Consider the following 14,389-nt stretch of genomic DNA (forward strand, 5'->3'; position numbering starts at 1 on the left):
TCCGTTGCGCCCATCGCAGTGGAGGAAAATGGGAGGCGAAGTGTCGCCTCCCAAAAAGTTTTACTTCACAACGTATGGAAGCAGGCCGAGGAAACGAGCGCGCTTGATCGCCTTGGCGAGTTCACGCTGCTTCTTCTGGCTGACAGCCGTAATACGCGAAGGAACGATTTTGCCGCGTTCCGAAATGTAACGCTGCAGAAGCTTGATGTCCTTGTAGTCGATCTTCGGTGCGTTTGCGCCGGAGAAAGGGCACGTCTTGCGACGACGATGGAAAGGACGACGGGTCGGAATCTGATTGATATCAACCATGATTATGCTCCTTCACCAGCTTCGTTGTCGCGTGGACGACGTGGGCCGCGATCACCGCGATCGCCACGGTCGAAACCGCCTTCACGTGGACGACGTGGGCCGCGGTCATCACCATCGCGTTCACGACGATCGTCGCGGCGCGAAAGCATAGCCGACTGGCCTTCTTCGTGTTCTTCAACGCGAACGGTCATGAAACGAAGAACGTCTTCGTTGATGCGCATCTGGCGTTCCATTTCAGCAACGGCTGCTGCCGGAGCTTCGATGTTTACGAGCGTGTAATACGCCTTGCGATTCTTCTTGATGCGGTAGGTGAGGGGACGAAGACCCCAGTTTTCAACCTTACCGACCTTGCCGCCATTAGCTTCGAGGACACCCTTGTACTGTTCGACGAGAGCGTCGACCTGCTGCTGGGAAATGTCCTGGCGGGCAAGAAGCACATGTTCATAAAGAGCCATTGGCTTTGCCTTTCTTCTGTTGCATCACGCTGGCACTAACGGCTAAGCCTCTGCGACTTCTCTTAGAACCGGAAAACCGGGAAGAAAGGACGCTTGGGTAAAGACAATCGAGAGCGGAGACACGGGAGGCAGAAGCACTTACGACTTCCACATGCATTCTCACTTTTAACGGTGAGGAAGACATGCTCCTCCGTTCAGCCCCCAGCTAATGCCAGCAACGAACGGGCGCCTATTACGTGTTTTTCCCCTGCTTTGCAAGCGTTGCGACTGGCAAAAATCCACAAATACTTGACTTTTCAACCCATGCTGGGGCACATCGCGTGAAATTGTTATATAAAAAGAGGCATTCATGGCGGTAGCATTTACCTTTCCCGGACAGGGCAGCCAGGCAGTTGGCATGGGCAAAGCCTTGGCGGAACAGTTCGCTGAAGCACGCGCTGTTTTCGAGGAAGTAGACGCAGCACTGGGCGAAAAGCTCTCCGCGACCATGTTTGAAGGTCCGGAAGATGTTCTTACGCTGACGGCCAATGCACAACCGGCTCTTATGGCGGTGTCGATTGCCACGCTGCGCGTCATGGAAGCGCGTGGCTTTTCGCTGAAGGACAAAGTCGCCTACGTTGCAGGCCATTCGCTCGGCGAGTATTCGGCGCTGTGCGCAGCGGGCACTTTTTCGCTTGCAGATACTGCCCGCCTCTTGCGTATTCGCGGTAACGCCATGCAGAAGGCTGTTCCTGTCGGGGAAGGCGCAATGGCTGCCATTATCGGCCTCGAGCACAGCGATGTTGAAACTATCTGTGCAGAAGCAAAGGCCTCCGGCTCGGTTCAGATCGCAAATGACAATGGCGGCGGTCAGCTCGTCATTTCTGGTTCAAAAGCGGCTGTTGAACTGGCGGCTTCGCTTGCTTCCGAAAAAGGTGCCAAGCGTGCGATCATGTTGCCCGTCTCCGCACCGTTCCATTCGACGCTGATGGCTCCTGCTGCGGAAGCTATGCGTGAAGCGCTGGCTCAGGTTGAGAAGCACAATCCGGTTGTGCCGCTGATTGCCAATGTGCGTGCGGCGCCTGTCACGGATGCCAATGAGATCGCTGATCTTCTGGTCGAGCAGGTCACGGGTCAGGTGCGTTGGCGGGAAACTGTTGAATGGTTTGCAGCCAATAGCGTAACCACGCTTTATGAAGTAGGTTCAGGCAAGGTTCTGACCGGTCTTGCGCGTCGCATCTCTAAGGATGTGACTGGCGTAACCGTTGGTTCGGCCGAAGAAATCGATGCAGCTCTTGCTGCGCTTAATGCATAAGAGGATCTGGAATGTTTGATCTGACTGGCCGCAAGGCTCTCGTAACCGGTGCGACTGGCGGTCTGGGCGAAGCGATTGCTCGCGCTCTTCATGCGCAGGGCGCAATCGTCGGCCTTCATGGTACGCGTGAAGAAAAGCTGAAAGAGCTCGCTGCTGAACTCGGTGATCGTACGTTCATTTTCCCGGCAAACCTGTCTGACCGCGAAGCCGTCAAGGCTCTTGGCCAGAAGGCGGAAGAAGAAATGGGCGGTATTGATATTCTCGTCAATAATGCCGGCATTACCCGTGATGGCCTGTTCGTACGCATGAGCGACGAAGATTGGGATGCGGTTCTCAATGTCAACCTGACCTCGGTGTTCAACCTGACGCGTGAGCTGACCCATCCGATGATGCGCCGCCGCAATGGCCGTATTATCAATATTACGTCGATTGTTGGCGTGACCGGTAATCCAGGTCAGGCAAACTACTGCGCGTCCAAAGCAGGCCTAATCGGCTTCTCGAAGTCGCTGGCCCAGGAAATTGCGAGCCGCAACGTTACAGTTAACTGTATTGCTCCGGGTTTCATCGAATCGGCTATGACCGACAAGCTGAACGAGAAGCAGAAGGAAGCAATCATGGGCAGCATCCCGATGAAGCGTATGGGCGCTGGCGGTGATATTGCTGCTGCGGTTGTTTACCTGGCAAGCGATGAAGCCGCATATGTGACTGGCCAGACACTGCACATCAATGGCGGTATGGCTATGATCTAAAAGCCCTTTACAGGCTTTGAGGTCACTATTTTACGGTATATAAAGGCTTAAAGTCGGACTGTGAAAACTAAAATGCGCTTTGCCTTGCTCAAGAAGCATGGTAATGCGCCCGACGAGAGTTTCGGCATTTCGGTTGCGAGATGTCGTTATCCTGTTCCGCAAGGAATATCCACAGGGTGACTGTCAGGCGAGTAAACTCGAAACTTGGCAGGCATCTTATAACTTGATTACAATCATGCATGCCGCTAACCAAGGCAGAGCAAACTAACAACAGGTCGAGGTTCCGACATGAGCGATACCGCAGAGCGCGTCAAGAAAATCGTTGTTGAGCATCTGGGTGTAGATGCCGACAAGGTCACCGAAGGCGCAAGCTTCATTGATGATCTTGGTGCAGACAGCCTCGACACCGTCGAGCTGGTCATGGCTTTCGAAGAAGAATTCGGCGTTGAAATTCCTGACGACGCTGCAGAAACGATCCTCACGGTCGGCGACGCTGTGAAGTTCATCGATAAGGCATCCGCCTAATCTGAGCTTTTGGGGCTGGGATTCTTGCAATCCCGGCCCTACTTGTCTTCTGCTTGGAGACACGAACGAACATAACCGGTTCTGGCCAAGCACAGGCCACATGCGAAACGCAATCCGGTAGCAAGATTGAGCATCGGCCGTATGAGGCGCTATTCGCCTGCGGGATGTCTCCAACGAAGTTTATCAAATCTAAGGGGTGGATATGAGGCGTGTCGTCATCACCGGTCTTGGTCTGGTGTCTCCGCTTGCGAGCGGTGTCGAAGAGACCTGGAAGCGTCTTGTTGCCGGTGAAAGCGGTGCTCGCCGCATCACGGAATTTGAAGTTGATGATCTGGCTTGCCAGATTGCCTGCCGTATTCCGATCGGCGATGGCTCCAACGGCACATTCAACCCCGATCTCCATATGGAGCCCAAGGAACAGCGCAAAGTTGATCCGTTCATCGTCTATGCTGTTGGCGCAGCCGATCAGGCTCTGGACGATGCCAACTGGCATCCTGAAAGCGATGAAGATCAGGTTCGCACTGGCGTTCTGATCGGTTCCGGTATCGGTGGCATCGAAGGCATCGTCGAAGCGGGCTACACGCTGCGTGATAAGGGGCCGCGTCGTATTTCGCCATTCTTCATTCCCGGTCGTTTGATCAATCTGGCTTCCGGCCATGTTTCGATCAAGCACGGACTTCGTGGCCCGAACCATTCCGTGGTAACTGCCTGCGCAACCGGAACGCACGCCATTGGCGATGCTGCCCGTTTGATTGCCTTTGGCGATGCCGACGTCATGGTTGCCGGTGGTACGGAATCGCCGGTCAGCCGCATTTCGCTGGCAGGCTTCGCTGCTTGTAAGGCTCTGTCCACCAAGCGCAATGACGATCCAACCGCAGCTTCCCGTCCTTATGACAATGACCGCGACGGTTTCGTCATGGGTGAGGGTGCAGGCGTTGTTGTTCTTGAAGAGCTGGAACACGCTCTTGCGCGTGGCGCAAAGATCTACGCTGAAGTCATCGGCTACGGTCTGTCAGGTGATGCTTTCCATATCACCGCTCCGACTGAAAGCGGTGAAGGCGCAGAGCGCTGCATGGTTGCAGCTTTGAAGCGCGCGGAAATCACTCCGGACCAGATCGATTACATCAATGCGCATGGCACTTCGACCATGGCTGATACCATCGAGTTGGGTGCAGTCGAACGTGTTGTTGGCGATGCGGCCTCGAAGGTCTCCATGTCTTCGACAAAGTCGTCAATCGGGCATTTGCTCGGCGCGGCAGGTGCTGCGGAGGCAATCTTCTCAACGCTTGCTATTCGCGACAATATCGCTCCGCCAACGCTTAATCTGGACAATCCAGCGGTTGAAACCAAGATCGATCTCGTTCCACACAAAGCGCGCGAACGCAAAATCGATATCGCCTTGTCGAACTCTTTCGGTTTCGGCGGCACCAATGCTTCGTTGATTCTGCGTCGCTATTCCTGAGTGGTAGCCTAAGCAAAAGTCGATCTATTTAAAAACGCGGGGATTTCTCCGCGTTTTTGCCAAAATATAACCCGATGCGATGTTTAAACCTGCTTTTTGTGGTTAGTGTGCTTCACAAGTATTTGGTTGATTTGTATGCCGTCTCGCGCGGGTCTCAGGACGAGGTGATGGAGTGAGTTCAGAAGAGAAGCCCGGAGCCAACCCTGCAGAGCAGCAGCCGCAAGGTGCTGTGGTGTCCGAACAGGCGGCAGCTAAGCCTTTCGTGCCGAAATCTGCTTCAGAGGCTCTGCGCCCCGAACCGGGTACGCCACCGCCGCGCAAGCGTTCGCGCCATGCACGAAGCCAGATCGTCGTCTTCATGAATTTCATGCTGTCACTGATCGTACTGGTTTTGCTCGGTGCATCGGCCTTGTTCTACTTCGGCAAGCTACAATTTGACTCTCAAGGGCCTCTGACTGCTGAAACCACATTCCTTGTGAAGCGTGGCGCTGGCGTTTCAGAAGTTTCGAACAGTCTCGAAGGCCGTGAAATCGTCAGCGACGCACGTATCTTCCGCTATGGTATGCGTGCTTACGGCCATGAGAATGATCTCAAGGCTGGCGAATATGCGATCCCTGCTGGCTCGACCATGCGCGACGTGATGAATATTCTGATCAGTGGCAAGTCGATCATGTATCCGCTGACAATTCCGGAAGGCCTGACTGTCAAACAGGTGTTCGACCGTATCTCTGCCGATCCAATTTTGGTTGGTGATATGCCAAAGAACATGCCTCCCGAAGGTGGTCTGTTCACCGACACGCTCAACTTCACACGCGGCTCGACACGCGAAGAAATCATCAATCGTATGATCGCTTCACAGCAGAAGTTGATTGACGATACTTGGGCGAAACGTCGCGCTGATCTGCCGGTCAAGGACAAAAATGAGTTCGTGACGCTTGCTTCTATCGTTGAGAAAGAAACAGGTATCGCATCGGAACGTCCGCATGTGGCTTCGGTTTTTGTGAACCGTCTCAACAAGGGTATGCGTATTCAGTCCGATCCGACTATCATTTACGGCCTCTTCGGTGGTGCTGGTAAGCCTTCTGATCGCCCGATCTTCAAATCAGATATCGAGAAACCAACGCCATACAACACTTATGTAATCAATGGTCTTCCGCCGACACCAATTGCCAATCCGGGTCGCGCAGCACTTGAGGCTGTGGCCAATCCGCTTGATACTGAAGACCTTTATTTTGTGGCTGATGGTACTGGCGGGCATGTTTTTGCCAAGACCTTGGCCGAACACAATGCCAATGTGCGCAAATGGCGCGCGGTTGAGCAAGAAAAGAACCAGCTACAGCAGCAAAACACCGCCCAGTAATGGGCGGTTTTACTTCGCAGGCTAGTTGTTGGTAAAGAAAGGTGCACATGGCGCTCCAGAGTATGACAGGGTTTGCGCGCCACGCGATACAGTATGGTGCAGCGGATAACGAAGCACGGATCGTGTGGGAAGTACGCTCGGTCAACGGCAAGGGCCTGGACCTGCGTTTGCGCTTGCCGCAAGGTCTGGAAGGTGCTGAGCACCCGGTTCGGTCACTTTTGGCGCGTTATTTTTCGCGCGGAAATTTTCAGGCAAGTCTGACAGTCGAACGTGCAGAAGCCCAGGCGGGTTTCACCATCAATCAAGCAATGCTTGATGAAGTTCTGAAACTTGGTGCGGAGCTGCAGGCCCGACACGGTCTTCAGCCAGCAAGCGTTGATGGCATTCTCTCGCTGCGTGGCATTATCGATCAGGCGCAAGTCAGCGAAGACGACAATTCACGCGCAGGGCTTGAAACAGCGGTAGTTGTGGCTTTTGAAGGCGCATTGAAATCCATTGCCGAAGCGCGCGCTCACGAAGGCCAATCGCTTTTCACGATCCTTTCCGGCCATGTCGATACGATTGAGCGTCTGACACTTGAAGCGCGGAACGATCCGTCGCGCAGTGTCGATGCTATCCGCACAAAGCTGGCCGGACAGGTCGCTCTACTCATGGAAACCGGACGCGATCTTGATGAAACGCGGCTTTATCAGGAAGCGGCCTTCCTTGCGACAAAGGCGGACATTCAGGAAGAGCTGGACCGGCTGGAAACCCATGTCGCTTCTGCCCGCAAGCTGCTTTCCGATGGCGGTCCGGCAGGGCGTAAGCTTGACTTTCTTTCACAGGAATTTAATCGCGAAGCCAATACGCTGTGTTCGAAGTCGAATGCAGCGTCGATCACCGCAATCGGCCTTGAGCTGAAAGCAGTCGTCGATCAGTTTCGCGAACAGGTACAGAATCTGGAGTAACGGAAAATGGCCATCTCTTCGGTCGAAAATGGCATTGCACGCAGAGGCTTGATGGTGGTGATTTCGTCACCGTCGGGTGCCGGAAAATCCACAATCGCGCGACAGCTGCTCGGCGATCCGGATATGAAGCTCTCGCTATCGATCTCCGTTACCACGCGTGAGCGCCGCCCAAGCGAAATCGATGGCGTGCATTACCACTTCATCACCAAGCGTGAATTTGAGCGGCTGCGTGACAATGACGAGCTGATCGAATGGGCGGAAGTGCATGGCAACTTCTACGGCACGTTGCGCCAGACCGCTGAGGAAGCGCTGGCAGACGGTCAGGACATGCTGTTCGACATTGATTGGCAGGGTGCTGAACAGCTCCAAGCCAAGATGCCTGCCGATGTGGTGTCGATCTTCATTCTGCCGCCTACCATGCGTGAGCTGCAGAACCGCCTCAACCGCCGTGCGGAAGACACGGCTGATGTGATCGAAACCCGCTTGCAGAACGCACGATTCGAAATCCAGAAATGGGTAAAATACGACTATATAGTCATCAATGAAGACCTTCAGCGCTCCTATGCGGGCATCAAAGGCATCATCGTTGCCGAGCGTTTGCGCCGTGATCGGCGTCCGGGACTTTTCGAATTTGTCGAAGGTCTTCTGGAGGAAAATCCGGGAATCTAAACAGCCATCAAAGCGCGGGGAGGGCGTGACTTGAGACCAGTTGTTGTCGTCACTGGAGGCAGCAGAGGTATTGGTGCTGCGACTGCAACGCTCTTCGCGCGCGAAGGCTATAATGTCTGCATCAGCTATGTAAGCGATGTTGATGCCGCTCTTGGCACTGTAAAAGCCTGCGAAGGCTTCGGTGCCAAGGCAATAGCTGTGCGAAGCGACGTTGCAAACCGGCAAAACGTGATCGATCTTTTCGCAACCTGTGATCGGGAGCTGGGCGCTCCCAGCTGTCTTGTCAACAATGCGGGCGTCATCGGGCAAAACACCCGCATCCAGAGGCTTGAGGAAGAAGCACTCGAACAAACATTCAGGACGAATGTCTTCGGGTTACTCTATTGCACACAGGAAGCCGCACGCCGCATGTCGACTGCGAACGGTGGCTCTGGCGGCACAATCATCAATATTTCATCAGTGGCGGCCGTTTTGGGAAGCCCGGGCGAATATGTCCATTATGCTGCATCGAAAGGTGCGGTTGAAACCATTTCGATCGGCGCTGGCAAAGAGCTGGCACCGGAAGGTATTCGGGTGAATGCCATTCGTGTCGGCACGACCAACACGTCTATTCATGCACTAAGCGGCAATCCTGATCGACCTGCAAAAATCGCAGCCATGACGCCGATGGGGCGTATCGCCGAGCCGCAAGACATTGCACAAACAGCGCTCTGGCTCGCTTCCGATAAATCAGGATTTGTAACCGGAACCGTCATTACAGTTGCGGGTGGTCTAAGCGCTTAATTTAGTTGATAATACTATGTCACGCTGTCGGTTTGATTTCCGATTGCGACGATATTGATTGGGCATTCGAAATGAACTGTCGAAAAATTGTAGAAAGTTGTGATTGCCGTGTCTTTTGTAAGTGCGCCCACCAAGCACTGGTCTGTTGTTGAGCTATTGCATGAAACGGTCAAGAACTCGAATATTCATGTACGAGGAAAACACAGCTATTACAGCAATGCCTGGACAGGTTCATTTGAAGATAGCGTTGTTCGGTACTTGTATGGGGATGAATACAGCCTCAAGGCTTGGGAATCTCAATGGCCGGTGGATCAGCTTCACATAGGTGATTATGTTTGTATCGGCGCAGAAGCAGTCATCCTGATGGGTGGCAACCATACGCATCGTACGGACTGGTTCAGTCTCTATCCATTTCCGGATGTCATTCTCGACGCCTATAAGGGAAAGGGCGACACCGTTATTGCGGATGGTGCCTGGATTGGAATGCGTGCCATGTTGATGCCGGGCATCACTGTCGGAGAAGGGGCAATCATTGCCTCTGGTGCTATCGTGACGAAGGATGTTGCACCTTACACGATTGTCGCCGGTAATCCTGCTACGGTGGTTCGCTCGCGGTTTCCAGCACCGGTCATTGAAACCCTGTTGGGTCTGGGAATATACAATTGGGATCAGAAAAAGTTCGATGCAATGAAAGCCTATCTCTGCGCAAGCGAGATTGAAGTGCTTGTCAGCGCTTCGGCAAAATACGATGCCTCGGTCAAAATAACGGAATGAGCTTTGCGCTCATTCCAGCCTAATCTTCACCCGATCCGTATCAGCAACCAATTGCCGAATTGCTTCCAGAAAAGGCTTGCCGCCGAGCGTTTTTAGCTCGCTCAGCGCTCCCACATTTCTGAATACGAGTTCGCATTCGCCTGGCCAGCCGGGGCCACCCCATTGCACACCATCCCAGAATGAATCGAGCGTATAGCCAAAGGATTTTGGATCAAGCGCGGGCACGGTGTCGAGATAGCGCTGCCAGAGCTCGTTGGGGGGCTTTATGCCGGTGCAGTCGATTTCATAGACCGGCAGCATCAGTCGACCAGTATGAGGATCGCGTCCACTACGGCCAGTGTGAAGAGCAGGGCGATCATGGTTGCAGCTGCAATTACCATCATGCGCTTTTGTCGGGAGCGCTTTTCAGGCTGCTTCCCACTCCAGTCATATGGTGTCTCAGGCATTATCTCCTCCGGCATGATTTATCTCTTCAACCAGTCTCCATGGGTCCTGATCTTTATAAGCGTGCACATGACTGCGCCCATCTGCAAGATAAACAATACCCTGAGCGCCATAAAATTTACCGTCGGGATATCGCATTACGATTATCACTTCATATCCGCGTGCATCTTTGTAAACGCCACCTGTCCGGATTTTGAGTGTCATGCGCGGTCCTCTCAGTTCGCTTTCAGCAATAAGGGCTGTGGAGAAAATGTTATAGCTGCTGGAGTGCGATCCGATTGCCTTCACTATCCATAATCTCAGCTACAAAGCTATTTTCGCCGAAAGCTGTCTTTGGAAACAGCACTTCGCTGCCGAATTTCGCGGCCTTTGCAATTACCTTATCGATGTCAGCAACGCTGAGATAGACAATCGCACCATTGATAGTTGGCACATAGACGTCGCCTTCTGCCAGCGCGCCACTAGCACCATCCTTACCTTCTTCGAAAGGAAAGTAAGCCATGCGATTGCCGTGGATTTTTACCACCTCGCCAAATGCGATGTCGAAGACTTCAGAATAAAACGCAATGGCACGTTCAAGCTTTGTAACCGGAATTTCGATGTGGGCGATGATATTCATCAAGAAGCTCCGAAAGAAGAAATGGCTGTTTCGCTGGCTTTCCTGATCGAATTGAGGATGCGGCTGCGGATTATGCCGCTGACTGGACGGATCAGATACCAATAGGGCGTGAAGCGAAGATGACTTTTACGATCAGGGCAAAAGACACGAGTTTCGGTGACTAGGCGCGTTTTGCTGCCCTGTTTGGTCACTGTGAATGTCAGTGCAAGCTTTGCAACGCCCGGTGTGCAGAAAGCGAGATAATCTTCCGCGCTTTCCATTTTTACGAGGCCGAAATCAGTTTTCCAAAACTGCCCCACCAGCCCATAAACCAGTGCTTCACTGGGCCTATGATCAAGCAGCGTAAACTCATGCAAGCCGAAAGGCGGCGCAACGTTATTTTCGCGCCCAAGCAATTTTGCGAGCGCCCGCATAGGCACTTCGCGTAGCGCAATCATGCTGCGGAAGAACATGTCAGTTTCTGGCCTGTAGCTCATTGCCGCCTGCAAGACGAGCTCAGGAGCAGCATTGACATCGCAGCCATGGATTTCGCTGAAACCATATTCGGGCAGGTATTTGTCGATCAGCTGCATGAGCAGGGATTATACCGCTGTACCGCCGACAGTCACCTGATCCATGCGCAGATGCGGCTGGCCAACGCCGACCGGAACCCACTGTCCGCCCTTACCACAATTGCCCGACCCGGTATCGAGTTTCATATCATTGCCGATCATCGAAATGCGCTGCATGGCATCCGGGCCATTGCCGATCAGCATCGCGCCCTTGATAGGCGCACCGATCTTGCCGTCTTCGATCATGTAAGCTTCCGTGCAACCGAACACGAATTTGCCAGACGTAATGTCCACCTGACCGCCGCCGAATGAAACGGCATAAATGCCCTTCCTCATGGAGGCGATGATCTCTTCCGGCGTTTTGTCACCAGAAAGCATATAGGTGTTGGTCATGCGCGGCATGGGTGCGTGTGCATAAGATTCGCGGCGACCATTGCCAGTGGCTTCCATGCCCATCAGGCGGGCATTCTGCCGGTCCTGCATGTAATTCACCAGCTTGCCATCTTCGATCAGCACGGTGCGATTGGTCGGTGTGCCTTCATCATCGATGGTCAGTGAGCCGCGACGCTCGGAGATCGTACCGTCATCGACAACGGTTACGCCTTTCGAAGCCACCTGCTGTCCGAGAAGGCCGGCAAAGGCGGAAGTCTTCTTACGATTGAAGTCGCCTTCAAGGCCGTGACCAACGGCTTCATGCAGCATTACACCCGGCCAGCCATTGCCCAGCACAATGTCATAGGTGCCAGCCGGGGCGGGGATCGCTTCGAGATTAATCAGAGCCTGACGCAATGCTTCATCGGCAACGCTCTGCCAGCTTTCCGTGGAGATAAAATCACCAAAGCCCTTGCGTCCACCAAGTGTGTGGGAACCGGATTCCTGACGGTCGCCATTGCCTGCTACCACCGAAACGCTCAAACGCACCATTGGGCGAACATCACGCACAAAATGCCCATCAGCCCGCAAAATTTCCACCTGCTGCCATGATCCGGCGATGGAAACAGAAACCTGCCGCACCTTGGGATCTTTCGCCCGCAGATAGGCATCGATTTTCTGCAGAAGCTGAACTTTTGCATCGAAAGTTGGCGAGCCGATTGGGTTCTCGTCAGTATAAAGATGGCGATTGGTACCAGCAGGTGCCGCTGCATATGTGCCGCTATGACCTGTCAGTGTGGCCGAGACCGCATCGGACGCGCGTTTGAGAGCCGCAACTGAGAGATCGCCCGCATGGGCATAGCCAATGGCTTCGCCAGCAACAGCGCGCAAGCCAAATCCCTGATCCTGATTGAACGAGCCGGTCTTCAGGCGTCCGTTATCGAAAACGAGTGCTTCCGCCTCGCGATATTCCATAAAGAGTTCGCCGTCGTCGCTACCTTTCAGGCTTTGCGAGACAAGGCGCTCAATATCGTCACGAGTTACATCGAAGCTATCGATCAGGCTCTTCATAAAAATAATCCTGCGGCATGTGTTTGCCACAGGATGTAAGCGCTAAATCGGTTGAGAACAACCTTGAGATTACGGCAAGGCGTCGAAGCCTTCACCAAATCCCTTCAAATCTACGGGAATTCCAACCCCTTCTTCCGGTGTCTGGAAGACGATGAAGGTTGCAGACTTGCCATTGCGGAATGTGTTGAGCAGTTCGTCTTCAAGGATGACCTCTGCATAGCAGCCGTCTTCAAAGCAGCGCACGAAATAGGCGCGGCCGATATCCTTGCCATCAACATTCAAGCCAAGGCCGTTTGGCAGCAATACGCCGAGCGGGGCCAGAACGCGCAGGATACGAGCCTTGTTATCAGCAGTTTTGAGAACAACGACCGAAAGACCGAGTTCGGGACGCTTGGCTGCAACCACGTTCTGAATGAGCGCGCATTGCTCGGTTTTGGCACCGGCTGGCGTATCACACAGAATTGCCCATGGGCCATGTTGTGATTTGAGCGTGCCGCTCTGCTGCGGCGTCGCGGAAGATTGCGGCTGCGCAGGTGTTTGTGCCGTTGGTGCTGGAAGTTGCGCAGGCGTTTCCTGCGCGACTGACGGCATTGTGGCAGCCGCGAAGACCAGAGCTACACTCGTTGCAAGGGTAGCAAAGCGTTGGAAAATCGAGCGGCGGGCGGATGTGCGGAAAATCATGAAATCTCCAGATCGAATCACCGGGACGTTACCCTCCGAAACAGGCGGTGAAAAGCTATTGTCGCTTCCGAGCCATCATCGCAAAGGTGATACCGGCATTGCATCTAAGATGCATCCCCGGCAGTTGCATCCATTATCACGCGGCACGTTAGAGGAAACCTCTTGCTAAATCATGGCTTCATTATGGGTTTATCAGGTTTTTCCCAAGTTTTCGAAGGGTTATGACGCTTTATTGAATGATCGGCATGCGGGCCTCTGACGCAGGCTTGCGCGCAAAAATGCCGCACAGGAACATATTCGCCTTCCTTGCGGTGTGCGTTAAGGTGTGGTTTGAACGCTGACGGGGGATACGGCCGTCTAAACGTCCGGCGTCGAGCCTGAAAGGGCGAAAAGGGAGAGAGTTCTGGTGGATAAATTTGTTGCCACAACGAGGGGTGCCGTCGTTGGTGCTTTCGCATTGCTGTGGACGAGCGGTGCCGCTTTGGCGGATCAGCCGCGTCCATGGGAGATAAGATTTCAAGAAGCTGCGACCGGTATTGCCGAGCAGATTCATTGGTTTGAGCGTTATACGCTCTGGTTCATCATTCCAATCACATTGCTGGTTCTGGCGCTGATCGTCTGGTGTGTGATCAGGTTCCGCGCAAGCGCAAACCCAGAACCATCCAAGACCAGTCATAATACGGCTATCGAGGTTATCTGGACCGTGGGTCCGGTCATTATTCTGCTTTTCCTTGCGGTGCCGTCGTTCCAGCTTCTGACTGCGCAATATTCGCCTCAGGATCCGACGCTGACGGTCAAAGCAACCGGTTATCAGTGGTACTGGGGCTATGAATATCAGACCGAAACGCCGGTAAGCTTTGATTCGCTTATCCTGAAGGATGCTGATCGCGCTGCTGCAGGCAAAGAAGATCATGCTCGTTATCCGCGCCTTCTGGCAGTCGATAACGAAGTGGTCGTGCCGATTGGCGAAACGGTCCGTCTTCTGGTAACAGCGGCCGATGTGATCCATTCATGGACCATTCCGGCCTTTGGTGTGAAAATGGACGCCGTACCGGGCCGTATCAACGAAGCCTGGTTCAAAGCCGACAAGGAAGGCCTCTATTATGGCCAGTGTTCCGAGCTCTGCGGCAAGGACCATGCCTTCATGCCAATCGCCGTTCGTGTCGTCTCAAAAGAGCAGTACAACACATGGCTGACGGCAGCCGCCTCGGATGTTCCGGGTGCAAACAAGGCGCTTCAGGCTGAGCTTGAAGGCGATGCAAACGATAAAGTGGCTGCGGCGGGTCTTTAAAGACTTCGATACGCAAGACTGTTGAAAAACGGG

Annotated in this window: 19 protein-coding genes; 10 read left to right on the forward strand and 9 right to left on the reverse strand. The window is 53.7% G+C overall.

Annotation, left to right across the window (positions count from 1 at the left end; genetic code table 11):
• Window positions 1-60: 60 nt before the first annotated feature.
• Together rpsR and rpsF are read right to left on the reverse strand one after the other, a co-directional pair.
• The gene (gene rpsR / locus KMS41_02315) at window positions 61-309 is read right to left on the reverse strand and encodes a 30S ribosomal protein S18 (GenBank protein ID QWK78102.1); all 249 of its coding nucleotides are present in this window, start codon (window positions 307-309) and stop codon (window positions 61-63) included.
• Window positions 310-311: 2 nt separating this feature from the next.
• The gene (gene rpsF, locus KMS41_02320; protein QWK78103.1) at window positions 312-764 is read right to left on the reverse strand and encodes a 30S ribosomal protein S6; all 453 of its coding nucleotides are present in this window, start codon (window positions 762-764) and stop codon (window positions 312-314) included.
• Between the two features lie 349 nt (window positions 765-1,113).
• Between rpsF and fabD the strand changes: the two genes are divergently transcribed.
• From fabD to KMS41_02365, 9 genes are all read left to right on the forward strand, one after another.
• The gene (fabD, locus tag KMS41_02325; GenBank protein ID QWK78104.1) at window positions 1,114-2,058 is read left to right on the forward strand and encodes an ACP S-malonyltransferase; all 945 of its coding nucleotides are present in this window, start codon (window positions 1,114-1,116) and stop codon (window positions 2,056-2,058) included.
• An 11-nt stretch (window positions 2,059-2,069) separates the two neighbouring features.
• A complete protein-coding gene (gene fabG / locus KMS41_02330) occupies window positions 2,070-2,807 on the forward strand; it encodes a 3-oxoacyl-[acyl-carrier-protein] reductase (GenBank protein QWK78105.1) in 738 nt (245 codons plus the stop codon).
• Between the two features lie 288 nt (window positions 2,808-3,095).
• Window positions 3,096-3,332 (forward strand): acyl carrier protein, encoded by a 237-nt coding sequence (locus tag KMS41_02335; protein ID QWK78106.1) that lies wholly within the window; start codon window positions 3,096-3,098, stop codon window positions 3,330-3,332.
• Between the two features lie 202 nt (window positions 3,333-3,534).
• Entirely contained in the window at window positions 3,535-4,794 is a 1,260-nt protein-coding gene (fabF, locus tag KMS41_02340) for a beta-ketoacyl-ACP synthase II (GenBank protein ID QWK78107.1), read from the forward strand.
• Window positions 4,795-4,966: 172 nt separating this feature from the next.
• The gene (gene mltG / locus KMS41_02345) at window positions 4,967-6,154 is read left to right on the forward strand and encodes an endolytic transglycosylase MltG (GenBank protein ID QWK78108.1); all 1,188 of its coding nucleotides are present in this window, start codon (window positions 4,967-4,969) and stop codon (window positions 6,152-6,154) included.
• A gap of 47 nt (window positions 6,155-6,201) precedes the next feature.
• Window positions 6,202-7,101 carry a YicC family protein gene (locus tag KMS41_02350; GenBank protein QWK78109.1) on the forward strand — a complete coding sequence of 300 codons (900 nt, stop codon included), beginning with the start codon at window positions 6,202-6,204 and terminating at the stop codon, window positions 7,099-7,101.
• A 6-nt stretch (window positions 7,102-7,107) separates the two neighbouring features.
• Window positions 7,108-7,770 (forward strand): guanylate kinase, encoded by a 663-nt coding sequence (gene gmk / locus KMS41_02355; protein QWK78110.1) that lies wholly within the window; start codon window positions 7,108-7,110, stop codon window positions 7,768-7,770.
• A gap of 30 nt (window positions 7,771-7,800) precedes the next feature.
• Window positions 7,801-8,553: an SDR family oxidoreductase gene (locus KMS41_02360; protein ID QWK78111.1), complete on the forward strand. Its 753-nt coding sequence runs from the start codon at window positions 7,801-7,803 to the stop codon at window positions 8,551-8,553.
• Window positions 8,554-8,661: 108 nt separating this feature from the next.
• Complete coding sequence (locus tag KMS41_02365; GenBank protein QWK78112.1) at window positions 8,662-9,327, forward strand: CatB-related O-acetyltransferase; 666 nt, start codon at window positions 8,662-8,664, stop codon at window positions 9,325-9,327.
• A 9-nt stretch (window positions 9,328-9,336) separates the two neighbouring features.
• Here KMS41_02365 and KMS41_02370 read toward each other — a convergent pair whose 3' ends face one another.
• The 7 genes from KMS41_02370 to KMS41_02400 form a co-directional block, all read right to left on the reverse strand.
• On the reverse strand, window positions 9,337-9,627 hold the full coding sequence (locus KMS41_02370) for a hypothetical protein (protein ID QWK78113.1): 291 nt from the start codon (window positions 9,625-9,627) through the stop codon (window positions 9,337-9,339).
• Complete coding sequence (locus KMS41_02375; protein QWK78114.1) at window positions 9,627-9,773, reverse strand: hypothetical protein; 147 nt, start codon at window positions 9,771-9,773, stop codon at window positions 9,627-9,629. The genes KMS41_02370 and KMS41_02375 overlap by 1 nt, the downstream gene beginning before the upstream one ends.
• Entirely contained in the window at window positions 9,766-9,975 is a 210-nt protein-coding gene (locus KMS41_02380; GenBank protein ID QWK78115.1) for a hypothetical protein, read from the reverse strand. The genes KMS41_02375 and KMS41_02380 overlap by 8 nt, the downstream gene beginning before the upstream one ends.
• A 49-nt stretch (window positions 9,976-10,024) precedes the next feature.
• A complete protein-coding gene (locus KMS41_02385; GenBank protein ID QWK78116.1) occupies window positions 10,025-10,390 on the reverse strand; it encodes a VOC family protein in 366 nt (121 codons plus the stop codon).
• Window positions 10,390-10,962, reverse strand: a complete 573-nt coding sequence (locus KMS41_02390) for a hypothetical protein (protein ID QWK78117.1) — start codon at window positions 10,960-10,962, stop codon at window positions 10,390-10,392. Before KMS41_02390 ends, KMS41_02385 begins: the two co-directional genes overlap by 1 nt.
• A 9-nt stretch (window positions 10,963-10,971) precedes the next feature.
• Complete coding sequence (gene tldD, locus KMS41_02395; GenBank protein QWK78118.1) at window positions 10,972-12,384, reverse strand: metalloprotease TldD; 1,413 nt, start codon at window positions 12,382-12,384, stop codon at window positions 10,972-10,974.
• Window positions 12,385-12,453: 69 nt separating this feature from the next.
• The gene (locus KMS41_02400) at window positions 12,454-13,065 is read right to left on the reverse strand and encodes an invasion associated locus B family protein (protein QWK78119.1); all 612 of its coding nucleotides are present in this window, start codon (window positions 13,063-13,065) and stop codon (window positions 12,454-12,456) included.
• A 406-nt stretch (window positions 13,066-13,471) separates the two neighbouring features.
• Here KMS41_02400 and coxB point away from each other — a divergent pair, with 406 nt between their 5' ends.
• Complete coding sequence (gene coxB, locus KMS41_02405; protein ID QWK78120.1) at window positions 13,472-14,356, forward strand: cytochrome c oxidase subunit II; 885 nt, start codon at window positions 13,472-13,474, stop codon at window positions 14,354-14,356.
• Window positions 14,357-14,389: the final 33 nt, after the last annotated feature.

It is taken from the genome of Ochrobactrum sp. BTU1, assembly GCA_018798825.1.
Lineage (GTDB): Bacteria > Pseudomonadota > Alphaproteobacteria > Rhizobiales > Rhizobiaceae > Brucella.